Source organism: Leclercia sp. J807, from assembly GCF_009734465.1.
In the GTDB taxonomy this organism is placed as follows: domain Bacteria; phylum Pseudomonadota; class Gammaproteobacteria; order Enterobacterales; family Enterobacteriaceae; genus Enterobacter.
In genome coordinates this window covers 1,097,189-1,124,100 of record NZ_CP046446.1, presented here as the reverse complement: position 1 = coordinate 1,124,100, position 26,912 = coordinate 1,097,189, and the positions used below count along the sequence as shown (strand labels likewise).

26 protein-coding genes and 1 tRNA gene are annotated in these 26,912 nt (G+C 57.7%); 14 read left to right on the top strand and 13 right to left on the bottom strand.

What is annotated here, in order from left to right:
- Positions 1 to 18: 18 nt before the first annotated feature.
- The 3 genes from GNG26_RS05200 to GNG26_RS05190 are packed head-to-tail and all read right to left on the bottom strand — an operon-like array spanning position 19 to position 3,432.
- Positions 19 to 1,161: a Gfo/Idh/MocA family protein gene (locus GNG26_RS05200; protein WP_156237969.1), complete on the bottom strand. Its 1,143-nt coding sequence runs from the start codon at positions 1,159 to 1,161 to the stop codon at positions 19 to 21.
- Positions 1,154 to 2,179 (bottom strand): sugar phosphate isomerase/epimerase, encoded by a 1,026-nt coding sequence (locus GNG26_RS05195; protein ID WP_156237968.1) that lies wholly within the window; start codon positions 2,177 to 2,179, stop codon positions 1,154 to 1,156. Before GNG26_RS05195 ends, GNG26_RS05200 begins: the two co-directional genes overlap by 8 nt.
- Positions 2,180 to 2,193: 14 nt before the next feature.
- Positions 2,194 to 3,432, bottom strand: coding sequence for an MFS transporter (locus tag GNG26_RS05190; protein WP_156237967.1), 1,239 nt, complete (start codon positions 3,430 to 3,432; stop codon positions 2,194 to 2,196).
- A 252-nt stretch (positions 3,433 to 3,684) separates the two neighbouring features.
- On the opposite strand from GNG26_RS05190, the gene GNG26_RS05185 reads away from it, so the two are divergent.
- Together GNG26_RS05185 and GNG26_RS05180 are read left to right on the top strand one after the other, a co-directional pair.
- Positions 3,685 to 4,047, top strand: coding sequence for a type II toxin-antitoxin system RelE/ParE family toxin (locus GNG26_RS05185; RefSeq protein WP_156237966.1), 363 nt, complete (start codon positions 3,685 to 3,687; stop codon positions 4,045 to 4,047).
- Complete coding sequence (locus GNG26_RS05180) at positions 4,035 to 4,334, top strand: helix-turn-helix domain-containing protein (protein ID WP_103178550.1); 300 nt, start codon at positions 4,035 to 4,037, stop codon at positions 4,332 to 4,334. Before GNG26_RS05185 ends, GNG26_RS05180 begins: the two co-directional genes overlap by 13 nt.
- Positions 4,335 to 4,378: 44 nt before the next feature.
- Here GNG26_RS05180 and pheP read toward each other — a convergent pair whose 3' ends face one another.
- The 8 genes from pheP to GNG26_RS05140 all read right to left on the bottom strand — a co-directional run bounded on the left by pheP (position 4,379) and on the right by GNG26_RS05140 (position 14,392).
- Entirely contained in the window at positions 4,379 to 5,767 is a 1,389-nt protein-coding gene (gene pheP, locus GNG26_RS05175) for a phenylalanine transporter (RefSeq protein WP_156237965.1), read from the bottom strand.
- A 103-nt stretch (positions 5,768 to 5,870) separates the two neighbouring features.
- Positions 5,871 to 7,844 carry a PhoX family phosphatase gene (locus GNG26_RS05170; RefSeq protein WP_156237964.1) on the bottom strand — a complete coding sequence of 658 codons (1,974 nt, stop codon included), beginning with the start codon at positions 7,842 to 7,844 and terminating at the stop codon, positions 5,871 to 5,873.
- A gap of 119 nt (positions 7,845 to 7,963) precedes the next feature.
- A complete protein-coding gene (locus GNG26_RS05165; RefSeq protein ID WP_156237963.1) occupies positions 7,964 to 10,150 on the bottom strand; it encodes a TonB-dependent siderophore receptor in 2,187 nt (728 codons plus the stop codon).
- A 66-nt stretch (positions 10,151 to 10,216) separates the two neighbouring features.
- Positions 10,217 to 11,299: a YncE family protein gene (locus tag GNG26_RS05160; RefSeq protein ID WP_156237962.1), complete on the bottom strand. Its 1,083-nt coding sequence runs from the start codon at positions 11,297 to 11,299 to the stop codon at positions 10,217 to 10,219.
- A 267-nt stretch (positions 11,300 to 11,566) separates the two neighbouring features.
- Positions 11,567 to 12,370, bottom strand: coding sequence for a hypothetical protein (locus tag GNG26_RS22790; protein WP_156237961.1), 804 nt, complete (start codon positions 12,368 to 12,370; stop codon positions 11,567 to 11,569).
- A 120-nt stretch (positions 12,371 to 12,490) separates the two neighbouring features.
- Complete coding sequence (yajD, locus tag GNG26_RS05150) at positions 12,491 to 12,835, bottom strand: HNH nuclease YajD (RefSeq protein ID WP_103178545.1); 345 nt, start codon at positions 12,833 to 12,835, stop codon at positions 12,491 to 12,493.
- 67 nt (positions 12,836 to 12,902) lie between these two features.
- Positions 12,903 to 14,201 (bottom strand): Fic family protein, encoded by a 1,299-nt coding sequence (locus GNG26_RS05145; RefSeq protein ID WP_156237960.1) that lies wholly within the window; start codon positions 14,199 to 14,201, stop codon positions 12,903 to 12,905.
- 114 nt (positions 14,202 to 14,315) lie between these two features.
- Positions 14,316 to 14,392, bottom strand: a tRNA-Arg gene (locus GNG26_RS05140).
- 220 nt (positions 14,393 to 14,612) lie between these two features.
- Here GNG26_RS05140 and folD point away from each other — a divergent pair.
- The 5 genes from folD (at position 14,613) to GNG26_RS05115 (ending at position 19,160) form a co-directional block, all read left to right on the top strand.
- Positions 14,613 to 15,479: a bifunctional methylenetetrahydrofolate dehydrogenase/methenyltetrahydrofolate cyclohydrolase FolD gene (gene folD / locus GNG26_RS05135; protein ID WP_156237959.1), complete on the top strand. Its 867-nt coding sequence runs from the start codon at positions 14,613 to 14,615 to the stop codon at positions 15,477 to 15,479.
- 1 nt (position 15,480) lies between these two features.
- A complete protein-coding gene (gene ybcJ / locus GNG26_RS05130) occupies positions 15,481 to 15,693 on the top strand; it encodes a ribosome-associated protein YbcJ (protein WP_023334767.1) in 213 nt (70 codons plus the stop codon).
- A gap of 282 nt (positions 15,694 to 15,975) precedes the next feature.
- On the top strand, positions 15,976 to 17,475 hold the full coding sequence (locus tag GNG26_RS05125) for a PTS transporter subunit EIIC (RefSeq protein ID WP_156237958.1): 1,500 nt from the start codon (positions 15,976 to 15,978) through the stop codon (positions 17,473 to 17,475).
- Positions 17,476 to 17,549: 74 nt separating this feature from the next.
- Positions 17,550 to 18,566: a Mal regulon transcriptional regulator MalI gene (gene malI, locus GNG26_RS05120; RefSeq protein ID WP_156237957.1), complete on the top strand. Its 1,017-nt coding sequence runs from the start codon at positions 17,550 to 17,552 to the stop codon at positions 18,564 to 18,566.
- A 72-nt stretch (positions 18,567 to 18,638) separates the two neighbouring features.
- The gene (locus tag GNG26_RS05115; RefSeq protein ID WP_156237956.1) at positions 18,639 to 19,160 is read left to right on the top strand and encodes a metal-dependent hydrolase; all 522 of its coding nucleotides are present in this window, start codon (positions 18,639 to 18,641) and stop codon (positions 19,158 to 19,160) included.
- An 81-nt stretch (positions 19,161 to 19,241) separates the two neighbouring features.
- Here the strand turns inward: GNG26_RS05115 and cysS are convergent, their stop codons facing one another.
- Entirely contained in the window at positions 19,242 to 20,627 is a 1,386-nt protein-coding gene (gene cysS / locus GNG26_RS05110; protein WP_114387747.1) for a cysteine--tRNA ligase, read from the bottom strand.
- A 172-nt stretch (positions 20,628 to 20,799) separates the two neighbouring features.
- On the opposite strand from cysS, the gene ppiB reads away from it, so the two are divergent.
- From ppiB to mnmH, 7 genes are all read left to right on the top strand, one after another.
- A complete protein-coding gene (ppiB, locus tag GNG26_RS05105) occupies positions 20,800 to 21,294 on the top strand; it encodes a peptidylprolyl isomerase B (protein WP_020685026.1) in 495 nt (164 codons plus the stop codon).
- Between the two features lie 3 nt (positions 21,295 to 21,297).
- The gene (gene lpxH, locus GNG26_RS05100) at positions 21,298 to 22,020 is read left to right on the top strand and encodes a UDP-2,3-diacylglucosamine diphosphatase (RefSeq protein WP_156237955.1); all 723 of its coding nucleotides are present in this window, start codon (positions 21,298 to 21,300) and stop codon (positions 22,018 to 22,020) included.
- A gap of 143 nt (positions 22,021 to 22,163) precedes the next feature.
- A complete protein-coding gene (locus GNG26_RS05095) occupies positions 22,164 to 22,373 on the top strand; it encodes a YdgH/BhsA/McbA-like domain containing protein (protein WP_103178537.1) in 210 nt (69 codons plus the stop codon).
- A gap of 70 nt (positions 22,374 to 22,443) precedes the next feature.
- Positions 22,444 to 22,632, top strand: a complete 189-nt coding sequence (locus GNG26_RS05090; protein WP_156237954.1) for a hypothetical protein — start codon at positions 22,444 to 22,446, stop codon at positions 22,630 to 22,632.
- A 171-nt stretch (positions 22,633 to 22,803) separates the two neighbouring features.
- The gene (gene purE, locus GNG26_RS05085) at positions 22,804 to 23,313 is read left to right on the top strand and encodes a 5-(carboxyamino)imidazole ribonucleotide mutase (RefSeq protein ID WP_156237953.1); all 510 of its coding nucleotides are present in this window, start codon (positions 22,804 to 22,806) and stop codon (positions 23,311 to 23,313) included.
- Positions 23,310 to 24,377: a 5-(carboxyamino)imidazole ribonucleotide synthase gene (purK, locus tag GNG26_RS05080; RefSeq protein WP_156237952.1), complete on the top strand. Its 1,068-nt coding sequence runs from the start codon at positions 23,310 to 23,312 to the stop codon at positions 24,375 to 24,377. The genes purE and purK overlap by 4 nt, the downstream gene beginning before the upstream one ends.
- Positions 24,378 to 24,451: 74 nt before the next feature.
- Entirely contained in the window at positions 24,452 to 25,522 is a 1,071-nt protein-coding gene (gene mnmH / locus GNG26_RS05075) for a tRNA 2-selenouridine(34) synthase MnmH (RefSeq protein ID WP_156237951.1), read from the top strand.
- Positions 25,523 to 25,645: 123 nt separating this feature from the next.
- Here mnmH and GNG26_RS05070 read toward each other — a convergent pair whose 3' ends face one another.
- Entirely contained in the window at positions 25,646 to 26,791 is a 1,146-nt protein-coding gene (locus GNG26_RS05070) for a porin (RefSeq protein ID WP_156237950.1), read from the bottom strand.
- Positions 26,792 to 26,912 lie beyond the last annotated feature (121 nt).

The following is a 26,912-nucleotide window of genomic DNA, read 5'->3' as shown; positions in this document are numbered from 1 at the left end:
GGCGCACCGGGCAACGTGTTACTGCGCGACAGCGACCCAGCGCTGCTGCTGATGGCTTTTAACTATCGCATCAATGATATACATGACGCTCGCCCCGTCATGGAAGGTGGCGAACACCGGCTTCTCCGGCATCCTGCCCGCCTGTACCGCCTGATAAAAGTGCGCCATCATATTTTTAAAGGCATCCGGCCAGCCTTCGATATGGCCGCCGGGGAAGTGGGCGCTGTTCGCCACATCCCGGTTCATCAGGCCCGGATCGTCCGTCAGAACCTGATTAGCCTGCGCCCGATGCCCCACCCATAGCTGCTGGGGCACCTCCTGATCCCAGGCCACGGAGCCCTCGCTGCCGTTTACCTCCAGGCTCAGGCGATTTTTACGTCCGGCGCTCACCTGCGAGACGGTAAAGCTGCCCTTACTGCCATCGTCAAAGCGGAACAGCACCGAGCCGAAATCCTCGGTGGTGACGGGTTTGTCTTCATACACCGCGTCGCCCGCCTGGCTGAAGGTCTGGTTTCCGGCGACGTTCGCCTTGCGGGTCGGCCAGACGATAGCGAGGTCGGCCATCACTTCGGTGATGCGCCGTCCGGTCAGAAACTGAATGGTGTCGCACCAGTGGGAACCGATATCGGCCACCGCCCGCGATGCGCCCCCGAGCGCGGCATCTACCCGCCAGTTGTAGTCGGTTTCCAGCAGCATCCAGTCCTGCAGGTAGCTGCCGTGGGCGGCAAAGAGCCGTCCGAGGCTGCCCTGCTCCACCATGCTCGCCGCCTGGCGCACCATCGCAAACTGACGGTAGACAAAGCTCACGCCGTGTATCACCCCCGCCTGCTCCGCCAGCGTGACCAGCTCCCGGGCCTCGTCTGGCGTCATGCACAGCGGCTTTTCAGAGAAAACATGTTTACCGGCACGCAGGATCTGGCGGTTGATCGCCGCATGCAGATGGTTAGGGGTGCAATTGTGCACCACGTGCAGCTCCGGGTGCGCCAGCAGTGCCTCCACGCTGCCGTAAGCGTGGGGAATATTCAGCGCCCGGGCTTTCTCTTGCGCCTGTTCCAGCGAGCCATCGCAGAGGGCGACCACCTGCACAAACCCGAGGCGGCGCAGGGCTTCGATATGCGCCGGGCCGATAAAGCCGCTGCCGATAATGCCGACGTTAATCATGAAGTTCTCCTGCGGCGAAATCATCAAATGCCCGATCGGATACCGGGATAATATGGCGGGAGATAAACTCGCGCCCTTCCCGCGCCCCGGTTTCGCCATCTTTCAGGCAGCACTCCCATTCCAGCACCGCCCAGCCGTCGTAGTCGTACTGGGTCAGCTTGCTGAAGATGCCCTTAAAGTCGATCTGCCCGTCCCCCGGCGAGCGGAAGCGTCCGGCGCGGTTGATCCAGCTCTGATAGCCGCCATACACCCCGCTGCGCCCGTTGGGACGGAATTCGGCATCCTTAACATGAAACGCCTTGATGCGGGTGTGGTAGTGATCGATCCAGGTCAGATAATCGATCTGCTGCAACAGCAGGTGGCTCGGATCGTAAAGCATGTTGCAGCGCGGATGGTTGTCTACCAGCGCCAGAAAACGCTCGAAGGTGACGCCGTCGTGCAGATCTTCCCCGGGATGAATTTCATAGCAGACGTTAACCCCCTGCTCATCGAACGTATCCAGAATGGGTCGCCAGCGGCGGGCCAGCTCGCTGAACGCCTCCGCAAAACGTGCCTCATTATGCGGCGGCCAGGGATAGATAAACGGCCAGGCCAGCGATCCGGAGAAAGTGGCGTGGGCGGTTAAACCGAGCCGTGCCGAGGCCACCGCCGCCTTTTTTACAATGTCGGTCGCCCAGGCCTGGCGGGCGCTGGCGTTACCGCGCACCGCCGGAGGAGCGAAGTTATCGAACGCCTCGTCGTAGACCGGATTGACCGCGATAAGCTGCCCCTCCAGATGGGTGGAGAGCTCGCTGATGACCAGCCCCTTCTCAGCCAGCCTGCCGCTTATCTCGTCGCAGTAAGTCTGGCTTTCTGCCGCCTGCTCGACGTCAAAAATCGCTTTATGGTTGCAGGGCATTTGCAGCGCTTTGTAGCCCTTTTCCGCCGCCCAACCGGCCAGCCCGTCGAGGGTGTTGAACGGGGGTTGTGCCCCGATAAACTGCGACAGAAAAATACCCGGGCCTTTAATCGTCCTCATAACACCTCCAGAAATTACGCCTTGTCATCGTCATATTTGAACGAGACAAGGAAAACGAGTGCAATCACAGCAGCCGCGACCGCCGGGATCCACCAGAATGTTACCCACGCCTGTGGCACGGCCTGCCCCGCGACCAGGCGGTTGTAGAGCGCGCCGGAAATTTGCGAGCCCAGCAGCATGCCGATACCATAAGTGAACATCACGATCATGCTCTGCGCCTGGCCTTTGACCTTTTCGCCCGCCACGCGGTCGGTATAGATAAAGCCCACCACAAAGAAGAAGTCATAGCAGACGCCATGCAGCAGGATGCCGAGATAGAGCAGAATGCGCCCCTCTTCACTTACCCCCAGGGCAAACATCGCGTAGCGGACAAACCACGCCAGCATGCCGATCAGCAGCATGTATTTAACACCCAGACGGCGGAACAGCAGCGGGATCACCAGCATAAAGAAGATTTCGGACATCTGGCCGAAGGACATGGCGGTACTGACATCCGCGATCCCGGCATCCGCCAGGTAAGAGGCGGTATAAGCGTAGTAGGTGCCGAGCGGGACGGAGATCAGCATCGCGCACAGGCAGAAGATAAAGAAGTGACGGGTTTTCAGCAGGGCGAAGGCGTTGGCGCAGAAGAGATCGCGCACCTTCACCGGCATCCCTTTGGCCGGGGCAGGCGTGTGCGGCAGCGTCAGGCTGTAGAGCGCCAGCAGGACGGAGCTGGCCGCCGCCACGTGGAAGATGGTAATGCTTGCGGCCACGCCGGTGACGCCGATAAAGATCCCCGCCACAATCCAGCCGATGGTGCCAAACACGCGGACCACCGGGAAGGTCTTGTCGACGTTCGCCAGGCTGTGGAAGGCGATGTTATTGGTCAGCGCCAGGGTCGGCATGTAGCAAAGCGTGTAGCCAAACAGCAGGCCGATCAGCAGCGCGCCGTTCTCCGCGATCAACGCCCCCGGCACGAACCACAGGATCGCCGCCCCGGCCAGGTGCATCACCGCCATCACCTTCTGCGAAGCGAAGAAGCGGTCCACCAGCATCCCGAGCACAAACGGCGATAAAATAGAGGCGATCGGCCCGGCAGAGAAGGCATCGCCAATCAGCAATGACATGTTGTGCTGGGTCATCACCAGACCGAGCGTTACTGACCAGCTACCCCAGATAAAAAATTGCAGGAACATCATCAGGGAGAGGCGCGGTACCAGCAGCCGGTACTCCCCTGTCACCTTTCCACTACTTTCAGTTGTCGACACCATGATAAGCCCCACCCTTAAAAAGTAATCGATTACAAACCGTATCAAATGAAAAGTAATCGATTACAAAACAAAGATCCTGGGGATCGGTTAAGAAGTGCGAGAGGGGTCACGATAAAGGTGAAGTAGGGTGCGCGGGGGTGCCGGGTGGCGGCTTCGCCTTACCCGGCCTACGGTTTTATGGAGGCTGGGCAGTTGCAGGTATAGCCTTTTGGCTATATTATTTTATAGCCAAAAGGCTATAAGGAAATCACTATGTGGGAAGTCGAAACAACGGATATGTTTGACGAATGGTTTCACCAGCAGAAACAAGACCTGAAAGAAGATGTCCTGGCAGCGTTGCATATTCTTTCTGAGTATGGCCTTCAACTGGGGCGGCCCTGGGTTGATACCGTTAAGGCATCGCAATACACCAATATGAAAGAGCTACGCATTCAGCATGCAGGCGATCCGATTCGCGCTTTTTTTGCCTTCGATCCCGGGCGTCAGGCCATTATTTTATGCGCTGGCAACAAGACAGGCGCGGGTGATAAGCATTTCTATAAGCGTATGATTAACATAGCTGACGCTGAGTTCAGCAAATATCTGGCGAGTAAGGAGGCCAAATGGCAACGTTAAAAGAACTGATGGCCCAGCAGAGTGAAGAAAGCCAGGAGCGGATAGCCGCTAAGGTTGAAGAATTACGCATTATTGTTGCGCTCAACCAACTGCGTGAAGAGCTCAATATGTCGCAAACAGAGCTTGCCGCCGCGATGGGCGTTAAACAACCTACTGTTGCGAAAATAGAGCAGCCGGATAATGATCCGCGCCTTTCTACCCTGAAACGCTACGTTACAGCTTTAGGAGGCGAAGTGAGTATTGATGTCATACTGCCTACCGGAAAGCGGGTCGCGTTCCACATTTGATTATTTCTGCCCGGCAAGCGCAGCGCCGCCGGGCAGAAACCGCACTACTTTTTGCGGGAGAGTTTAAACGCCGCAAACAGGAAAACAATCCACACCGGGAGCAGGATCGCCGAGGTGCGCATGCCGTCCATGGTGCACATCAGCACCAGGATCATCGCCAGGAAGGCGATACAGAGATAGTTACCCGCCGGGTAGAGCAGCGCTTTGAACTGCGTCTCGCGCCCTTTGCGACGCATCGCTGCGCGAAAACGCAGGTGGGCCAGACAGATCATGATCCAGTTCAGCAGCAGCGTTGCCACCACCAGTGCCATCAGCAGGCCAAAGGCTTCGTGCGGCAGCAGGTAGTTGATCAGCACCACCAGGGAGGTAATGCCCCCGGAGAGCAGCAGCGAATTGACCGGCACGCCGCGACGGCTGACGCGGGTCAGGAACTTCGGCGCGTTACCCTGCACGGAGAGACCAAAAAGCATCCGGCTGTTGGAGTAAACGCCGCTGTTATAGACCGACAGCGAGGCCACCAGAATCACGAAGTTAAGTGCCGATGCCACCAGGTTGCTGTTCAGATCGTGGAAAATCATCACGAACGGGCTGCTGTCCGACTTCACTTCCACCCACGGGTAGAGCGCCAGCAGGACGACCAGCGAGCCGATATAGAACAGCAGAATACGGTAGACCACCTGGTTGACCGCTTTCGGGATGCTCTTGTGCGGATCGCGGGCTTCGGCGGCGGTAATGCCGATAAGCTCCAGTCCGCCAAAGGAGAACATGATCACCGCCAGCGACAGCACCAGCCCTTTCCAGCCGGTGGCGAGGAAGCCGCCGTGCTGCCACAGGTTGTCGATGGTTGCCCGCTCACCGCCGTGCCCGGAGAAGAGCATCCACAGGCCAAAGCCGATCATGCCGATAATCGCCAGCACCTTGATCAGGGCAAACCAGAACTCCGTCTCACCGTACAGGCGCACGTTCACCAGGTTGACGGCGTTAATGATGATGAAGAACGCCGCGGCCCAGACCCAGGTGGGTACGTCCGGGAGCCAGTACTGCATATAGATGCCCGCGGCGGTCAGCTCCGCCATGCCCACCAGCACGAACATCACCCAGTAGTTCCAGCCCGACAGGAAGCCCGCAAAAGGGCCCCAGTATTTGTAGGCGAAATGGGCAAAGGAGCCGGAGACCGGCTCTTCAACCACCATCTCACCGAGCTGGCGCATGATCAGAAAGGCGATCATGCCCGCGATGGCATACCCCAGCAGCACGGCGGGGCCGGCCATCTGAATGGCGGGCCCGATGCCGAGGAACAGTCCGGTGCCGATAGCGCCACCGAGAGCGATAAGTTGAATATGTCGATTTTGTAAACCACGATGGAGCGTCGGTGTCTGTTCCGACGCGGCTTCAGCAGCACTTTTGTCTGAAGCGGATGAGGCGTTTCTCACGGCCTGGCCCTGTCTCTTTTTATGGAAGGGGCACCTTTTAACACTTCAGGCAGACGGGAGCAAGTTAAACGCCGGGCAACGGTTGCTGCCCGGCTGGGGGTGATTATGAGCCGATGATACCGCCGTCCGCTTTGGTGATGACGACCGTTGACGCCCGGGGACGTCCGTTCGGATTGTTGTCCGGCCAGTTAGAAACGGCGCGCGGGTTTGCCGGGTCGGTAATGTCATCCCCACCCTCGCCCGGATGCTGAATATTGATAAACAGCGTACGGTTGTCCGGGGTGAACGCAATGCCGGTGATTTCGCAGCCGCGCGGGCCCGTCAGGAAGCGGCGATACTCGTTGGTGCCCGGAATGGTCGCCACCATCTGGTTATTGCCCATCCCCTCATAGGCTTTTTTGTTAATGGTGCTGGAGGAGACATCGGTCTGGATCCACAGCACGCCCTGATGGTCGAAAGAGAGGCCGTCCGGGCTGCCAAATTCGGCCCCCTTCATGCTGCCCTTCGCCTTTTCATCCGTCGTCTCCGTGCGTCCGGCCAGCACCAGGATATCCCATTTGAAACGCAGGGCCGCGGGATCGCTCCCCTCTTCGAGCCAGTGCATGATGTGGCCGAAGGTGTTATTGGCCCGGGGGTTGGCCGCATCCACCGGCGCTTTGCCCTCTTTACCGCGATCGCTGTTGTTGGTCAGGGTGCAGTAGACGCTGCCGCTGCTGTGGGGATCGACCGCGATCCACTCCGGGCGATCCATTTTGGTCGCGCCAACCGCATCCGCCGCCAGACGGGTTTTGATCAGCAGATCGCCCTGACTTTCGAAGCCTTTGCTCTTATCCAGCCCGTTCTGGCCGAAGACCAGGGGCAACCACTCGCCGGAGCCGTCGTCGTTGAAGCGGGCGACGTAGAGCGTGCCGGTGGTCAGCAGCTGCATGTTGGCATCGCGATCCGCCGGGTTATATTTATTGTCGGAGACAAATTTGTAGATGTACTCAAACTTCTGGTCGTCGCCCATGTAGGTGACCACGCGCTTATCGGCGGCCAGAGTGACAGCGGCGCCTTCATGCTTGAAGCGCCCCAACGCGGTGTGCTTGCGCGGCGTCGAGTCCGGGTTGTAGGGGTCGATCTCAACCACCCAGCCAAAGCGGTTCGGCTCGTTAGGGGTTTTATCCACGTTGAAGCGGTCGTCCACTTCGCTCCAGCGGTAGGACTCATCGCTGTCGCTGATGCCGTAGCGCTTCTCCAGCGCGTTCCGCTCGCCTTTCTTAACAAAAATATCTGACCAGTTCTCTTCGCAGGTGAGATAAGTCCCCCACGGGGTGTGGCCGTTGGCGCAGTTTTGCATGGTGCCGAGCACCCGCTCGCCCTGCGGATCGGCGGCGGTTTTCATTAAATCCTGCTGACGCGCCGGGCCGGTGATCTGCATCGGGGTGTTGACCGTGATGCGGCGGGCGAAGCTGGAGGGGCGCACCACTTCCCAGTCACTGCCGTTCTTTTTCACTTCGATAACCGACACGCCCATCGCGTTTTGGCCTTTACGCGCTTTGTCCAAGCTCCAGTTGGCAGTGCCGTCGGTAAAGAGCATGCCGTTGTCGATATACTCATGGTTCATCGCCAGCAGGCCGTGGCCGGGATTCTCCTCCCCCTGCGGCAGGCTGAACCACGCCATACCGTCATGGTGCATGCCCGCCTGGGCTGCCTGCTCATCGGTGGTGTTGCTGGCGTCAAATTTGAACGCCGGCATGGCACCTTTGATGCCAGTGGCATCGCCCCAACGGTAGAAAGGCCGGGCGATATAGCCCTCCGGCACCCTGACCGTGTCGTCGGTGGAGACCGGAATGCTGGTAAAGCCGAGCGAAACCGCCTTGCTCAGGGCGGAAGGCTGTGAGACCGCCGCAAGGGCGCTTTCAGGCTTGAGCAGGAATGGGAAAGAGGCGGCGGCACCGGCTACGGCGCCCATCTGCAAGAAGCGACGGCGGGAGAGGAACATCTCCGCCACGCTGGAAAATACCGGGTTAGCGCTGGGATTGCTGACATCGTCACGATGTTCTTTTTTGAATACGGACTTAAGAGGTTTACCCACGATGGCTTCCTTTCTTTTGGCTAAGAAACGATAAAGTGGGAACACTATAAGAACAATTGATTACATTTTTATAACAGTCGGACGGTGGGGCATCCCTGCCCCAATAATAACGAATGAACTCAGAATTCGTAGCCGACAGAGACCTTAAAGGTGCGCGGCTCACCCTGGAAGAGGTAGGTGCCGCTGTCATCCACGCTTGCCCAGTAGTTCTCATCGGTGACGTTTTCGATCCCGGCGCGAACGGTCATCTGGTTCTGGTCATTGTTCACCGCGAAGCGGTAACGCACACCCAGATCCAGCGTGGTGTAGCTATCCAGCTTCTTGCTGTTGGCGAGATCCGCATACTGTGAGCCAGAGTGGTTCACCCGGGCGGTGGCGGTCAGGCCATCGACGGGTTTGATGTCATACTCGGCCCCCAGCACGCCGTAGAAGTTCGGCACGCCAATCGCGTCGTTGCCCTGGTTAACGCCGTTGTTGGTTTTGGTCAGCTCCGCCTGCAGCCAGGTGGCGCTGGCGTTCAGACGCAGGCCCAGCATCGGCTCGCCAAAGATGTTCAGCTCCACACCGCGGTTACGCTGCTCAGCATCCAGACCGTAGTATTTGGTCTGGCTGTCGAGAATGGCGGACGGCATTTTGATCTCAAACAGCGCCAGCGAGCCGCCCACGCGACCGAAATCGGCCTTCACCCCCACTTCGTTCTGTTTCGAGTGGACGATACCGGTACTCTGACCGTAGTTGATGGCGGTGTTTGGCGCGGTTTTACCCGGCTGCAACGCCTCGGTGTGGTTAGCATAGAGTGACACCGTCTCCCACGGCTTGTAGACCACGCCATAGGTAGGCATCCAGCGGTCGCCATCGAAGCTGTCAGCCGCATTTTCCATCCCGGTGATTTTGTTATAACCGCGGATCACCACCTTCTGATGACGGGCGCCGACGGTAAACAGCAGTTTATCGTCCAGCACGCCGAGGGTGTCGCTCAGCAGCCAGCCCTGAGTGCGGGTGCGGCCGCTGGTCAGCGGATCGCTGTAGTTGCCGCCTGAGCCGTTGAAGTTGGTGCTCGGCGGCGCATCCACGCCGGTGTTGTGGTAGATGTTGGTGACCGGGTTATCCTTCGCGGCCGACATCTTCCAGGCGATTTTTTCGTTTTTGGTCATCGCCGAATAGCCGACGTTCACCTTGTGCGAGACAAAGCCGGTATCGAAGTTACCGCGAATGCCCGCCATGCCGCTCACGCTGTCGCTGAGGCGGTTGGTATCCAGACGGGACGCGGTGGCTTTGCCGCTCTTGTCCACCAGCTTCGCACCGCTGTAAAGCCCCTCTTCATGGGCGTGCTGTGCCCCCAGGCCGGTATAGGCGGTCCAGTTATCGGTGATGTCATACTCGCTGCGCCACATGCCGAATTCGTTTTCGATATTGCTGTAGGCCCATTTCTGGGAGTAGTTGCGATCGTTTTTCGGCGGCTCCGGTACAAAATCCACGCCGGAGACGTTGACCCCGGTTTCTGAACCGTGGAAGGTTTTCTTCTGATAACCCAGATCCACGGAACTGCGGAAGTTATCGCCCGCATAGTCGAGGCCGGTTGAGAGCAGCGTGGTGCGACGGCGGTCGTTGGCGACCGGGGCTTCACCTTCCCGGTGAACCACGTTGACGCGGGCACCAAACTGGTCGTTGTCACCGAAGCGACGTCCGGCATCCAGGGTAGTACCAATCTGGGAATCGGAGGTGTAGTCCACGCCCACTTTCGCCTGCGGCGTGGCGCCTGCATGTTTCGGCTCAAGGTTGATCATCCCGCCCACGCCGGAGCTGGCCGCGCCGTTCATCAGGGAGTTGGCACCTTTGAAGATCTCAATCCGCTCCACCATCTGCGCGTCCACCACCTGACGCGGCAGCACCCCGGAGAGTCCACCGAAGGTCATATCATCCCCGTCGAACTTCAGGCCGCGAATGCGATAGCTCTCCGCGCTGTTGCCGTAACCCTGCACGGACTGGACGCCCGCATCGTTAGCCACCACGTCGGCTATGGTGCGCGCCTGCTGATCTTCCACCAGTTTGGAGGTGTAGCTGATGATGTTAAACGGCACGTCCATGGCATTTTGCTGCCCGAGCATCCCCATGCGCCCGCCGTTTGCCACCTGTCCGTCCAGGAAGGCTGGCACCAGCTGGTCGCCGCCGGGTTTAAAATCGCTGGCAGCGGCCTGCACCACGAGGGTCTCTTCTTTTTTGTTCTCCGCCGCGACGGCGGAATGGGCGATGGTGCCGATGGCGAGGGCCAGCAGCGTTTTATTCATTGTTCTGGTGTGGTTCATGATTAACTCTTTCAACGTGCGCGCAAAAATGGCCCGTCGCCGGGCCTTGATTGTTATAAAAAAAGACTATTTCAGGGCGATACGCACCACGCTGTCCGGCCCGTTGGTGGAGTGATCTTTGTTGAACGGCTGTTTAACGGTGACGTACAGGGTCTGACCATCCGCCGACAGCAGCAGGCTGTTGGGGTTTGGCGGCAGATCCCAGCTCTGCTTCACTGCATAGGTGGTGGCATCCAGGCTCAGCAGCTTGCCGCTTTCGCGCTGGGTGATGTAGAGCTCGTTGCGTTTGGCGTTGAACTTCACCGCCAGCGAATCGCCCACGTCGAGCTGTTTGATGAGTTCTCCGCTGCGGATATCCAGCACCAGTGTGGTTTTAGCTTTGGAGTTGTCGGTGACAAACAGACGACCGGTGGCGGGATCCTCCGCCAGGTTGAGCAGCAGCGCCGGTTTATCGCCAAGCGGCTTCCAGCGTTTTTCGATGCGGTTGCTGCGGGGGTCAATAATCAGAATTTCGCCGCCGCCGTTAGCCACGTAGAGACGCCCGGTTTGTTCAGACCACAACAGGCCGGTCACCCACTGCCCCGCGTTTTTGATGGTTTTTTTCAGCGTCAGGGTCTTCGCATCCACCACCCAGACCACTGCGGGATCGCCCACTCCGCCGATATAGAGTAGGTCGTTATGCAGCAGCACCTGACGCGCGCCGTACGGATAGCCCTCTTTGTTGCGCTCGGTAAACAGCAGACGTTTTTTCACTTTGCCGTCTTCAGTGCTGATGGCGCTGATCCCGCCGTCCAGCGAGTTAGTGGTGTAAAGGGTTTTGCCATCCGGGGAGATAGCGAGGGCGAAGTTTTTCAGGTCGGTATGACTGCGTCCGAGGGTTTTCAGGGTCGCCGGATCGAGCTTGTAGACCACCCCGCCCTGCACATCCTTGAAACCCTCCGAGCTGGCAACATACAGCGCATCCTCTTTCGGGCTCAGGACCATTTCGTACAGGCCGTCAGCCAGATCGCGTTTTACGAGGTTGGTCTGCGCCGGGGCCGCAGGTTTCGGGATATTAGCAGCAGGTTGGGTCGTGGCAGTGTGCTGTGCAGCACAGCCGCTGAGAGAGACAGCCACCAGCAGCGCCAGGGTAGAAAATTTCTTTGACATCAGGAGCATCCTTTACCGTACAAATCGAATTTGCGGTGGACGTCTGCGTCGCATAAGTGTTGCGATTATGGTTGTGATATCGGAGCTTACGCCCCGTGCAGAGTCACCATTAACACTCAGTGTTCCATGTGAGATCTGCGCTCACTGCTCTTGCGGAAAAGTCCCTGTGCACCCGCAAACACTAAAGAGAATGAGAACTATACTCATTATCTTTATATGATCAAGTGTAAACAGGGGCAACAAAGTAAAAAGGGAGATAAGCGCGGGTTACTCTTTGCGGGCCTGCAACACAAAGGGGGAGTGCTGTTCGTCAACCGGCATGCTTTTCAACACCGCAGGCTGGGCGCCAGACAGCTCCGTCATCCCCAGCGCCGAAAAGACGCCGCTGTTGATGACCTCATCTGAAAACGGCACATTGCCGTTTTCCTGACGAATAATCGCCTTGCTGAGGGCGCGTAATATGTCAGGCGAGGTCACATCCAGCCGGGTAGTGGGCGAGACGCCGAGCGCCTGGCTGACATTCTGGATATAGGCGGTGATATCGTTGTTATCCTGCGGTGGCGCCCAGCGGGAGATAATTTTGCTGATGGTATCCAGCCCGCGTCGCTGGTAGGAGAGCAGGTTGACCCCCAGCGCACGTATCCCGTGTTCGGGGGTGGCAAAGGTGGCGAAACGCCCGTCAGTGCCATTCTGCCCCAGCCAGCTAAATGCCCAGCTGGCTTCCAGATTGCCGGGGTTGTTATTGCGAATACCGCGAACGCCTGCGCCTGGCGCCCTCCAGGCGGGACCGGAGCGGCTATTTTTGTACTCAGACAGGCGGTTCATCAGCGCGATTTGCTTCTCACTCCAGCCCTGGATACGGGCGTACTGATCCAGCTGACCAAACGAGGCGGGCGTTGCGGCAACGGAGGTCTGGCGGGTATTAGCGGAATTGAGCGTCGGGATAGCAGGCTGCGAAACGATCGGTTGCGATGCGTGGGATACCTGCTGAAAAGAGGCCGGGACGCTGGTCTGCGACGCCCCTGAAGATGCGGTCTGAGCCGATAGCGTCGCCACTTGCTGCGTGTTCATGCTCTGCTGCTGGACATAGTAATGCGCAATACCGGACATCATTTCCTCTGAATACTCACCCGTTATCTGTTCGGGCGTTGCCGGGGGCGCGTCGCTTGCCCGGCCTGGACACGACATAAATTATTTTTTGTTCAGCATCGATTTCAGATCGGCAAAGGGGTTGTAGGTGGCTGCTCCCACATCCTTTTGCGCATCCTCACCCGCCACCACGGTGGTTCCGTACATGTCGGCTTCGGTGTACTTCGAATGCTCGTGGTCGTGGCAGAACAGGCACAGCAGCTCCCAGTTACTGCCATCCTCCGGGTTATTGGTGTGGTCATGATCGATATGGTGAACCGTCAGTTCACGCAGGTTTGAATAGACAAACTCCCGCGAGCAGCGTCCGCATACCCAGGGATAGATTTTGAGGGCTTTCTCACGGTAGCCGCTTTCCAGCCGCGCGTAGTTTTTGGGGATCAGAGCCATTGCCGGTGTTACCTGTCAGAAGGTGAGACGAGAATGTCGCTACTATATCGCAGAATGGAACCGAAGGTTAAACGAGGTTTCGCGCGATTTTGTAAACCGTTTTCTGATCATTCGCCGCGGTTTCTTCAGCCAGCCCCTCGCGTACCAGCGCACGTAGATCCTTACGGGCAGTGTTATCGGAAATCCCGAGAGCCTCACTCACGTCAGCGGCGGTATAATCTGTTGTCGACGTTGCCAGCATGATATTCAACAGCGTGACCTGGCGGGAGGTGAGACGCGATAATGCGCGCGACTCGAACAGGAACCGCTCAATGTTTGCCGCTCTGGTGACCAAATCATCAACATGCCGCAATAGCTGGTCCAGGGCGCGGCGGATGATGCCGGACTGGTATTCCAGAAAATAGGTCAGGTCCATGCCGTCCGTTTCCGTGTACTGATAGCTTTGCGCATATTTCACCGGAGCGGCATGAAGCAGGCTGCTGATAGAGATGTATTTAAAGGCCTCATACCCCGATTTCAGCATAAACCAGTAGAACAGCGCCCGGCTGGTGCGCCCGTTCCCGTCCCGGAAGGGATGCTCATGGGCAATCATAAAATGCAAAATGCAGGCCTTTACCAGCGGATGAACATATTCCGCGGTGCTGTTCACCCAGTCACAAATTCCCTGCAGGCGGGCAGGAAGGTGATCTGCCGCGGGCGGCTGGTGAATCACATTGCCGTCGTAGTCGGCGATCACGATATCGTTTGTCGTACGGAACTCGCCCGGCTGATATTTCGCGTTATTAATCCCTTCCATGCCTGTCGCATGAAAACGGCGGATAAGATCGGGTGTCAGCGGTTCATTCAGCAGGTCGGGGATCTCTGCCATCAGCCGCGCATTTCCGGCGATCATATGCTCACCTTCGGTTCGCGGTGCCCGACCGGAACCCAACATCTTCCTGGCCACCAGCGTGGTGGTGTTAGCCCCTTCCAGCTGCGAGCTGGTGATCGGTTCATCGAGTTGAAGCTGGATGAGGGCCGCTCCCGCGCCACGTAACCGGTATATCAGGTCATCCAGCGCCAGACGGGTGGCGTGTTTATCCACCCGTTCACAGGTGGCGGAGATGGCAGAAGTCAGCATGAATCCGGCCTGCTCTCCAGCCTCATTACGGTAAGCGATCCGCTGTAGCGCAGCATCCCTGGCGCGGCGGGTCAATGTCCAGGCAAGCGCGACGTTATCGCGATGGGATAAACGGTGTCTGAATTCATCAAAGGGCAGATAGCGGCCTTTATTGTCCGTAGTACGCGCGTAATGCTGGTGGGCAACAATATCTGCGCCCGTCAGGGATTCTAACGGTATCAGTCTGGGAGGACGTTTTATGGACATACTTAAACTATCTCAAAATATCTCATATTTGAGATAGTTTAACGCAGTTGCGTGAAAATGCGTGCGATGAGAGATCAATAAAAAGAGACGTTGGGGAACTAAAAGGTATTTGAATGGCACGCCCTAAAGGATTCGAACCTTTGACCTACGGCTTAGAAGGCCGTTGCTCTATCCAACTGAGCTAAGGGCGCACAGAGAAGAAACTTCGCAGTGGTGAAGCGCGTGGAATTATACGGTCAACTCCGGTTGAGTCAATTGATTTTAGTACAATCCTCTTTCAGTTCATACCCATGCCCCTCCTTAGCGCCGCTTAACAGGAAAATCCGCAAAGTGTGACTGACAGCAGCGCGCGCTTCTGACAAAATATGCTCATCCCCCCTTTCACTCCTTACAGACGGAATCTTCTCTCTGATGGCAGCAAAGATTATTGACGGTAAAACGATTGCGCAGCAGGTGCGCTCTGAGGTTGCGGAAAAAGTGGCAGCACGTCTGGCCGCAGGAAAACGCGCCCCTGGGCTGGCGGTTGTGCTGGTCGGCAGCAACCCGGCTTCACAAATTTATGTCGGCAGCAAACGCAAAGCGTGCGAAGAGGTCGGCTTTCTCTCCCGCTCCTACGATCTGCCGGAAACTACCACGGAAGCAGAGCTGCTTGAGCTGATTGATACCCTGAACGCCGATAAAGCAATCGACGGCATTCTGGTCCAGCTGCCGCTGCCTGCGGGCATTGATAACGTGAAAGTACTGGAACGTATCGCGCCAGACAAAGATGTGGACGGCTTCCACCCGTACAACGTTGGCCGCCTGTGCCAGCGCGCGCCTCGCCTGCGTCCGTGCACGCCGCGCGGCATTGTGACCCTGCTGGAGCGTTATAACATCGACACCTACGGCCTGAACGCCGTGGTGATTGGCGCGTCCAATATCGTCGGTCGCCCAATGAGCATGGAGCTGCTGCTGGCCGGCTGCACCACCACCGTCACCCACCGCTTTACTAAAAATCTGCGCCAGCACGTCGAAAATGCCGATCTGCTGATCGTGGCCGTGGGTAAACCGGGCTTTATCCCGGGCGAGTGGATCAAGGAAGGCGCCATTGTGGTGGACGTGGGGATTAACCGTCTGGAGTGCGGCAAAGTGGTCGGCGACGTGGTATTTGACGATGCCGCCGCCCGTGCCTCTTATATCACCCCGGTTCCGGGCGGCGTAGGCCCGATGACCGTTGCAACACTGATTCAGAATACTTTACAAGCATGCGTTGAGTATCACGACGTAGAGGAAGCGTAAGATGGCGACATTTTCATTAGGTAAACACCCGCATGTTGAGCTGTGCGATCTGCTGAAGCTCGAAGGCTGGAGCGAGAGCGGTGCCCAGGCGAAGATCGTCATTGCTGACGGTCTGGTCAAAGTTGATGGCGTGGTGGAAACCCGCAAGCGCTGCAAGATCGTAGCCGGACAGACTGTGAGCTTTGAAGGTCAGAGCGTGACCGTAACGGCCTGAGCCGTCTGATGCCCGGCGGCGCTGCGCTTGCCGGGCCTACGTACGGGCTCTGTCTGTAGGCCGGGTAAGGCGCCAGCCGCCACCCGGCAATTCTCTTCACCATTCCCTCACTACCATCGCGGTTAATTATCGATCAACTTCAAATAATCACTATTTCATCTGTTGGAATGTGAAAATTTAGTTGCGCGGAATTCACCCTTTCATCACGATAAGTAGAACGTTCTACTAAAACGTTCTACTCACTATAACAGCGCTCACAGAGCGCACTCGGGGGAAATCAGCATGAGTCTGATATCAGGGTTTGTTAAATCGCTGTCAAAATTGTCGATGATTGGTCGCGCATTAATGCTGCCGATCTCGCTGCTTCCCGCTGCGGGCCTGCTGTTGGCTTTCGGCGATAAATTCCACCTGCCGTTGATGATGAACGCAGGCGGCGTCATTTTTGATAACCTGCCGATGCTGTTTGCCATCGGCTCTGCCGTCGGCCTGGCGTCAGAATCGGGTATCGCCGCGCTGTCGGCAGCGGTGGCGGTGTTTGTCACTAACATCACCATTGGCACCGTGCTCGGCATTACGCCGGAGATGGCCTCCCAGGGCGGCAAGTACGCCATGGTGGTGGGCATCCCGACCCTGCAGATGGGCGTCTTTGGCGGCCTGCTGTGCGGGATCCTCGCCGCGTGGTGCTATAACCGCTTCCACACCATGCAGCTGCCGGAGTTCCTCGGCTTCTTCTCCGGAAAGCGTTTTGTGGCAATCGCCACGGCGTTCCTCTCATTCGTGATGGGGCTGCTGCTGCCGTACGTCTGGCAGCATATCCAGGCCGGTATCGACGCGCTGTCGGTGATCGTTAACGGTGATAACCAGGCGGCCTCGACCTTTATCTTTGGTCTGGTTGAACGTGCGCTGATCCCGCTGGGTCTGCACCATATCTGGTATCCGTCGTTCTGGTACTCGTTCGGGGATTACACCACCCAGGCGGGCCAGGTGATCCACGGCGACCAGACCATCTGGTTCAAGATGCTGGAAGAAGGGGTGAAATCCTTCAGCAGCGATACCTACCAGAACGCCGGTAAATTCATGCAGGGCGAGTTCCCGCTGATGCTGTTCGCACTGCCTGCGGCCTGTCTGGCGATGTACCACGAAGCGCACACCAAAAACAAAAAGATTGCCGCCGGTATTCTCTTCTCAGCGGCACTGACCTGCTTCCTGACCGGGATCACCGAGCCGGTGGAGTTCACTTTTATCTTTGTGGCGCCGATCCTCTACGTCTTTAACGCCATCATGGCGGGCCTGGCCTACATGACCATGTACCTGCTGCATGCGCATATCGCCAAGTCCTTCTCTGCGGGCTTTATCGACTACCTGTCGTTCGGGATCCTGCCGTCGTTCAACGGCTACCAGACCAACTTCCTCAACGCCATTATCATCGGTGTCCCGATGGCGCTGATTTACTACTTCACCTTCCGCTTCGTGATCCGTCGTTTCGACGTGAAAACGCCAGGCCGCACCGAAGTGACGGCCAATGCGGACGATAAAACCGATACCGAAATTGCTAACGAAATCATTGGCCTGCTGGGTGGCGCGCAGAACATCAACTCTGTCGGCTCCTGCATCACCCGCCTGCGTCTGGAAGTGGCGAAGAGCGATGTGGTGGACAAAGACGGTCTGAACGGCCTCGGCGCACGCGGCGTGGTCTTCGTCGGTGACTCAGGCATTCAGGTTATCTTTGGCGCCCGGGCGCAGTTTATCGCCCAGACGATGACCACCCTAATCGGTAAATAATAAGCTGCCTGTCCGACACGTCTCCTGTACTCTTACGGGAGGCGTTGTCTTATCAGGCATTTCAGGGAGAAGATGTGAAGAAGGTCAGCATCATTGATGTCGCCAGAGAGGCAGGGGTTTCGGTCTCTACCGTCTCGCTGGTTCTGCGTCAGAAAGGAAAGATCTCAGAGGCGACGATCGAAAAAGTCCACGCCGCCATCACCGCCCTGGGCTACGTGCATAATGTGGCCGCCGCCAATCTTCGCGCCAACACCTCCAACCTTATCGGCCTGATCCTGCGTGATTTCAGCGACAGCTTTTCCATTAAGGTAATGGCAAGCATCGTCCAGGAGCTGGAAAAGCAGGGGTATATGGTCTTTCTCGGCCAGCCGCTGAACGACGGTGAGCATCTTGAGCGCTGCCTGCTCTCCTTTAAGCAGCAGGGCGTCGCCGGGGTGATCTACCTCTCCTCCAGCGCCCGGCAGGCCACCCTGCCCGCGCTGATCCGCCAGTGCCCGCTGCCGCTGGTGGCGGTCTCCCAGTCGCTGCTCAACGAAACCTGCAATCTGGTGATGCGCGATAACCGCCAGGCGGCGCATCTGGCGACCCGCTATCTCATTGAGCGGGGCCATCGCAATATCGCCTATATCGGCGGCCGGGAAGGCGACTTAATCCGCGAGCAGCGCCTGCTCGGTTTTCGCAGCGCGATGACGCAAAACGGGCTGGTGTTCCGCGATGAATTCGCCCCCGTCTGCAGCGACGATACTCAGGCGGTAAGTTTCGCCACCCGTCAGCTGCTGGAGAAGAACAACACTATCACCGCCCTGCTCTGCCACTCCCCGGATGCGATGATCGGCTCCATCTCCGGCATTCATCATGTCGGGCGCACCGTGGGGAAAGATGTCTTTCTTACCCAGCAGGTGGCGCTGGTGGGGTTTGAGGATATGCTGCACGTCAACCTCACCTCCCCGTCGTTTACCTATGTCTCCTCCGCCAGCGAAGAGACGGGGCGTCAGGCGGCGGGGCTGATGATCCGCAAGCTGAAAGAGCCTGAGCTGCAAACCCAGCGCATTACTCTCTCCGGGCAGCTCGTCGCCCGGGAATCGGCATAATTCAGATTTACGCCCGGCTCTGCGTTAAGCCGCGCTCTGCTATATTTCCATGATTTGCCATGGATAATCCTTATGCCAACCATTATTACCCACGCTGCTGTGCCGGTTTGCCTCGGCTTAGGGCTGGGCAGCCGGGTGATCCCCCCTCGCCTGCTGTTCGCCGGGATCGTTCTCGCCATGCTGCCGGATGCCGACGTGCTCGCGTTTAAGTTTGGCGTCGCCTACGGCAATATTTTTGGCCATCGCGGGTTTACCCACTCGCTGCTCTTTGCCTTTGTGGTGCCATTACTCTGCGTGCTGGTCGGGCGACGAGGGTTCCGGGCGGGGCTGGTGCGCTGCTGGCTGTTTTTAACCGTGTCGCTGCTGTCGCACAGCCTGCTGGACTCGGTGACGACGGGCGGGAAAGGGGTCGGCTGGCTGTGGCCATGGTCGGATGAACGTTTCTTTGCACCGTGGCAGGTGATCAAGGTCGCGCCTTTTGCGCTGTCGCGCTACACCACGCCGTACGGGCATCAGGTGATTATCTCGGAACTGCTGTGGGTGTGGCTGCCGGGGGTTATCGTGATGGGATTATTGTGGTGGAAGCGGCGTTAAAAAAGCCGGGTGGCGGCTGCGCCTTACCCGGCCTACAAAAACCCATGTCCGGCAAGCGATGCGCCGCCGGACATGATGGACTTACTTACGGCGCCAGGTGGTGCCCTGCGGGCCATCTTCCAGGATGATGCCCATCTCGGTGAGACGGTTACGCGCGGCATCGGCCGCGGCCCAGTCTTTCGCCTGACGCGCTTCCAGACGCGCCTTGATTAACGCTTCAATTTCAGCCACTTCGCCGTCATCCGTCTGCGCACCGCTCTGCAGGAACGCTTCCGGCGCCTGCTCCAGCAGACCCAGTACGCCAGACAGTTTACGCATATGAGAGGCCAGCGCATTAGCCGCATGCGCATCTTCCCCTTTCAGACGGTTCACTTCACGGGCCATATCGAACAGCACAGAGTAGGCTTCCGGCGTGTTGAAGTCGTCATTCATCGCCTCGATAAAGCGGGCTTCAAACGCCTCGCCGCCCGCAGCCGCCACGGAGGTGTCGGTCCCGCGCAGGGCGGTGTAGAGACGCTCCAGGGCAGAACGCGCCTGCTTGAGGTTCTCTTCGCTGTAGTTCAGCTGGCTGCGATAGTGGCCGGACATCAGGAAGTAACGGATGGTTTCGGCATCGTAATACTTCAGCACGTCGCGCACGGTGAAGAAGTTGCCCAGCGATTTGGACATCTTCTCGCGGTCAATCATCACCATCCCGGAGTGCATCCAGTAATTCACATATTCGCCGTCATGGGCGCAGGTGGACTGGGCGATTTCGTTTTCATGGTGCGGGAACATCAGGTCAGAACCGCCGCCGTGAATATCGAAATGGTTACCCAGCTGTTTGCAGTTCATGGCCGAACACTCAATGTGCCAGCCCGGACGGCCCGCGCCCCACGGGGACGGCCAGCTTGGCTCCCCCTCTTTAGACATCTTCCACAGCACGAAGTCCATCGGGTTGCGTTTAACCTCAACCACGTCCACGCGCGCCCCGGCCTGGAGCTGATCCAGATCCTGGCGGGAGAGCTGACCGTAGTGCGGATCGGTCGGCACGTCGAACATCACGTCGCCGTTGTCCGCCACGTAGGCGTGGCCTTTAGCAATCAGCTGTTCGGTGATCTCAATGATCTCAGGGATATGGTGCGTCGCGCGCGGCTCCATGTCCGGGCGCAGAATATTCAGCGCGTCGAAATCCTTGTGCATTTCGCCAATCATACGATCGACTAAATCGACGAAGTTTTCCCCATTTTCGTTCGCGCGTTTGATAATTTTGTCGTCGATATCGGTGATATTGCGTACATACTTAAGGTTGTACCCAAGGAAGCGCAGATAGCGCGACACCACGTCGAAGGCAACAAAAGTACGGCCATGGCCGATATGACAGAGATCGTAAACGGTAATACCACACACGTACATGCCGACTTCTCCGGCATGAATAGGTTTGAATTCCTCTTTTTGGCGCGTCAGTGTGTTGAAGATTTTTAACATCGAAGATTCCATGTGAGACGTGTGTGGGTGAAAACAGCATATTCTAATGGTAATTCAAACCCGAAGCAGCACGCAATGCAAGGTGATCGCGTCGTGAGGTTATGCTATAACAAGCGCTTATTGTGGCCCCAGGCGGGGTCGAAGCACCACTATAACGGAACAGGATGCAAAAATGGTTACTTTCCACACTAATCATGGCGATATCGTAATCAAAACCTTTGATGACAAAGCGCCTGAAACAGTTAAAAACTTCCTGGACTACTGTCGCGAAGGTTTCTACAACAACACCATTTTCCACCGTGTCATTAACGGCTTTATGATCCAGGGCGGCGGTTTTGAACCTGGCATGAAACAGAAAGAGACCAAAGAGGCTATCAAAAACGAAGCTAATAACGGTCTGAAAAACACCCGCGGTACCCTGGCGATGGCACGTACTCAGGCGCCACACTCTGCCACCGCGCAGTTCTTCATTAACGTAGCAGACAACGACTTCCTGAACTTCTCTGGCGAAAGCCTGCAGGGTTGGGGCTACTGCGTGTTTGCAGAAGTGGTAGAAGGTATGGACGTGGTTGACAAGATCAAAGCCGTTTCTACCGGCCGCAGCGGCATGCACCAGGACGTTCCAAAAGAAGACGTTGTAATCACAAGCGTGACCGTCAGCGAATAATTCGTGGCGACACTCTTTATTGCAGATCTGCATCTGCAAACAGAAGAACCGGCGATCACCGCCGGTTTTCTGCGTTTTTTAAAGGGTGAAGCCCGCCACGCCGATGCGCTTTACATCCTGGGGGATCTGTTCGAAGCCTGGATTGGCGACGACGACCCGAACCCGCTGCACCGCGAGATAGCGGGTGCGCTTAAAGCGCTGGTCGACTCTGGCGTCCCCTGCTTCTTTATCCACGGCAACCGCGACTTTCTGCTGGGTAAACGCTTCGCCCGGGAAAGCGGCATGATCCTGCTGGCGGAAGAGACCGTCCTCGACCTGTATGGCCGCCGCGTGCTGATTATGCATGGCGACACACTCTGCACCGACGATACCGGCTATCTGGCGTTTCGCGCCAAAGTGCATACCCCCTGGATCCAGACCCTGTTTCTCGCCCTGCCACTATTTATCCGCAGCCGTATCGCCGCGAAGATGCGCGCCGGCAGTAAAGCTGCCAACAGCAGCAAATCGATGACCATCATGGACGTGAACCCGCAGGCAGTAGTCAGCGTGATGGAGAAACACCAGGTCCAGTGGCTGATCCACGGCCATACCCATCGCCCGGCCATGCACGACCTGACCGCCAACGGCGAGCAAGCCCACCGCGTGGTGTTAGGCGCCTGGCATAGCGAAGGATCGATGATTAAGGTCACGCCCGAAGGTGTGGAACTGATCGCTTTCCCTTTCTGAAATCCCCGCCTGAAAATTATTCAATTTTTTTGAACTCTTCCCGCAAATTGTTTTGATTTTAATCACACTTTGGTCGGCCTATGATTACTCACATCAGGGCAACAACGCCCTACTCGAGACAAATCAGCTTAAGGAATACGACCATGAAATCCATCAAAACTTTCGTTGCAGTTGCCGCACTTTCTCTGATCTCTTTCGGTTCTTTCGCCCAGAGTGTAAGCGCCACCGCCTCTACCATTGACCGCGCCGAAGCCAAAATTGCCGCTCAGGCCGCTAAAGAGGGTGCCGCCTACAAAATCACCAGCGCCCAGTTCGACAACCGCGTGTACATGACCGCTGAACTGACTAAATAATTTAACGCATTGCCGTGCCGCCAGATAAAAGACCAGCGACAGCGACAATAAGATGAAGAAGGAAAAGAGAATGAAAAATATCAGTATCGTCAGCGCCCTGCTGCTGGCCGCCTCACTGTCATCTGGCGCAATGGCTGCAGAGCATCATGTCTCCACCCCGGAGGCGGGTTCGAATATCGACACGGCTGTGCATCAAAATCATATTGATGTAAGCCACGCCTTTGATAAAGAGAGCCTGACTGCAGGCAATCTCCTGTAAATTGTCAAAGCAACCTGTGAAAAGACCGCCTTTCGGCGGTTTTTTTGTGGCAGAAAGCGCGGGATTTTGCCGGAAGTTTTAGCCGCGCAACCGTTTTCCTTGCCTGTGTATCGTGCTATTCTCTCTCACCTCAAAAGCCGAGAGTTGTGCACCACAGGAGTTTTAAGACGCATGTCTTCCAGCAATAATCCGGCGCGTGTCGCCATCGTGATGGGGTCCAAAAGCGACTGGGCTACCATGCAGTTCGCCGCCGAAATCTTTGACATCCTGAACGTTCCTCACCACGTTGAAGTGGTCTCCGCGCACCGCACCCCCGATAAACTGTTCAGCTTCGCCGAAAGCGCGGAAGAGAACGGTTATGAGGTGATTATTGCCGGTGCCGGCGGCGCCGCGCATCTGCCCGGCATGATTGCCGCCAAAACCCTGGTGCCGGTGCTCGGCGTCCCGGTACAAAGCGCTGCCTTGAGCGGTGTCGACAGCCTCTACTCCATCGTGCAGATGCCACGCGGCATTCCGGTAGGGACGCTGGCGATTGGCAAAGCAGGCGCAGCTAACGCCGCGCTGCTGGCCGCTCAGATCCTGGCAACTCATGATAAAGAACTGCATCAGCGCCTGGTCGCGTGGCGTACCACCCAGACCGACGAGGTACTGGAGAACCCGGACCCGCGAGGTGCGGCATGAAGCAGGTTTGCGTCCTTGGTAACGGCCAGTTAGGCCGTATGCTGCGCCAGGCTGGTGAACCCCTGGGGATCGCCGTCTGGCCGGTCGGGCTGGACGATGAACCCGAAGCCGTGCCGTTTCAGCAGAGCGTCATCACCGCAGAAATCGAACGCTGGCCAGAAACGCCGTTAACCCGCGAGCTGGCTCGTCACAACGCCTTTGTTAATCGCGATATCTTCCCGATCATTGCCGACCGTCTGACGCAAAAGCAGCTGTTCGACGATCTGCATCTCGCTACCGCGCCGTGGCAGCTGCTGAGTGAAAAAAGCCAGTGGCCGGGTGTGTTTGACTCTCTGGGCGAACTGGCGATCGTTAAGCGCCGCGTGGGTGGCTACGATGGCCGCGGCCAGTGGCGTCTGCGCGCCGGTGAAACCGACCAGCTGCCGGACGAGTGCTACGGGGAGTGCATCGTTGAGCAGGGCATTAATTTCAGCGGGGAAGTGTCGCTGGTAGGAGCTCGTGCCCACGACGGTAGCACGGTCTTTTATCCCCTGACCCACAACCTGCATCAGGACGGGATCCTGCGCACCAGCGTGGTCTTCCCGCAGGCCAACGCAGCGCAACAAGCGCAGGCAGAAAGCATGCTCTCTGCCATCATGCAGGCGCTGGGCTACGTCGGCGTAATGGCGATGGAGTGCTTCGTCACCCCAGAAGGTCTGCTGATCAACGAGCTGGCACCCCGCGTCCACAACAGCGGCCACTGGACGCAAAACGGTGCCTCCATTAGCCAGTTTGAACTGCATCTGCGCGCCATTACCGGCCTGCCGCTGCCGCAGCCGGTGGTCAACAGCCCGTCGGTGATGATCAACCTGATCGGCACCGATCTGAACTACGACTGGCTGAAGCTGCCGCTGGTGCATCTGCACTGGTACGATAAAGAGGTGCGCCCAGGTCGTAAAGTCGGTCATCTCAACCTGAATGACAGCGATATCCCTCGCCTTTGCGCAACGCTTGAAGCGATTGTCCCGCTGCTGCCGCCGGAGTACGCCAGCGGGATTGCCTGGGCGCAGTCAACGCTCAGCTAAGCCTCACCGCCGGGGAGTTGACCTTCCCCTTCCCCGGCGTAAAATCCTGCCCATTGTTGTTTTGAGGGATCCTTATGAACGATGGGACGGACTACCGCGCCATACTTGCTACCGACACGCCATTAATTGACGTGCGCGCGCCCGTGGAATTTGCTCAGGGCGCCATGCCTGCGGCACACAACCTGCCTTTGATGAACGACGACGAACGCGCCGCCGTGGGGACCTGCTACAAGCGGCAGGGACCGGAGGCGGCACTGGCGCTCGGCCACCGTCTGGTAAGCGGTGAGACGCGTGAAGAGCGGCTGGAGGCCTGGCGCGCCGCCTGCCTTGCCCACCCGCAGGGCTATCTCTGCTGCGCCCGGGGCGGACAGCGCTCGCATATCGCGCAGGCGTGGCTGAAAGAGGCCGGGGTGGATTATCCGCTAATCGTCGGCGGCTACAAAGCGCTACGCCAGGCGGCTATCCAGGCGACCGTTGAGCAGGCACAAAAACCCAGCGTGCTGATTGGCGGCTGCACCGGGAGCGGCAAAACGCTGCTGGTGAAGGCGCATCCTGAGGGCGTCGATCTCGAAGGACTGGCGCACCACCGCGGCTCCTCCTTTGGCCGCACGCTGGCCCCGCAGCTTTCGCAGGCCAGTTTTGAAAACCATCTCGCCGTCGAGTTGCTGAAAAAGGACGCCGCGCGTTGGGTGCTGGAAGATGAGGGGCGGATGATTGGCTCTAACCATCTGCCGGAGTGCCTGCGCGACCGCATGGCGCAATCGCCCATTGTGGTGGTTGAGGACCCGTTTGAGGTGCGCCTTGAGCGCCTGCGCGAAGAGTATTTCGAGCAGATGTGGCAGGCCTTTCGCGAAGCGCGGGGGGAAGAGGCGGGCTGGCTGGAGTACGGCGAGTATCTGCACCACGGCCTGTTTGCCATTCGCCGCCGCCTTGGGTTACAGCGTTATGCCGAATTGACCGCCCTGCTGGACAGCGCTCTGGATGAACAGCAGCGTACCGGCAGTACGGAGGCGCATCTCAGCTGGCTGGCGCCGCTGCTCAATGACTATTACGACCCGATGTATCGCTATCAGCTGGAGAAGAAGGCAGAGAAGATTGTCTATCGCGGGACGTATGGGGACGTGGCGGAGTGGCTGAGCCGCTGACAGAACGCCGGGTGGCGCTGCGCTTACCCGGCCTACACCGTTCCAGTACGCGCAGTGCAACCGGAAACAAACCGCACCGCACGTAGCCCCGGATCGCTGCGCGCTACCGGGGGAACAGACGACTCAGAAATCGTAGCGCAGACGCACCAGGTTCATATCGCCCAGATCGTCGGTGCTGGAGGTGAATACGTGCTCGTAATCGACGCGGAAGCCGTAGTCCAGCTGGAAGCTGACGCCTAAGCCATTGTCGATGCGCTGGTAATTGCGGCCATTCATGGTCTCGATACGGTCACCCATGAAGTAAGGCTGGATCGATTTCACCGCATACTGACCAATCGGGAATTTATAACCGGCAAAGTACTCAATACCCCACGCATCGCCCGCAAAGTAGTCGTTAACCGACACTTTTTTGCTGGTCATAAAGTTCTGATACCAGCCGCCGCCTGCGGAGAAGGTCCAGTTGTCTGGAGTCCAGCTCAGCGCGGTACCGAGGATGTTTTGATCCCAGGTTTTGCTGTCGCCGTTATCCGGGTTACGCATGTCGGCGCGGGTGTAGTTCCAGGCCGCGCCCCAGGTCAGATCGGTGGTCAGACGATAATCCAGACCCAGTGAACCGCCGCCTTTACGTTTGTAACGCAGGCCGTTGCCCGGCAGATATTCGCTGTCTTCGAACAGGTACGAGGCGTAGATATCGGCATCGCCGAGGGTTTTCTTGTATTTCAACATCTGGCGTGAACGGTAAGAACCGTCGTAGTCGCCGTTGATGCCATTACCCGGGGCCTGGCCGATCATGTCGTAGTCCCAGATATCGGTTTTCGCGCCTACTACATCGTAATAGACGCTGTTCTGCTGACCGAAGGTCAGGGTGCCCCAGGTGTCGCTCTTCAGGCCGGTGTAGAGCATACGACGGGAGGTGTCGTGCGCGCCGTCCGCATGGTGGTTGTCCCAGTTAAACTGCGCCGGAATGTTCACACCCAGCTCGTAGTAGCTGACCCAGCTGATGTCATCAAACAGGTAGTAATCCGCCGCGAAACGGAAGCGGGTACCGCCGTCAAAGCCGTTACGCTTGTAGCTGTTTTTGCCGTCGTCGCCGGTCATGTTCTGGAACTGAGGACGAATACTGCCGCCAACGGTGAAATTTAGACGGCTCAGCGGGTTGCCCGCCTGCGGATCTTGTTTAAGAACGGTGATTTCAGCCTGGGATGCAAAAGACGCCAATGCCACTGCTGCGCCGATCGTTACCGCCAGCGCTTTTTTAGTTATGGTCATTATTTTTCCTTGATAGACACACTGCCATTTATTTAGCAGGTGAATATTAACCAGGATTTATCTGTCCGTGTTGCCCAGTTTTTAATGATTTGTGCCACTAAAATTCAATGATTTATTTTTT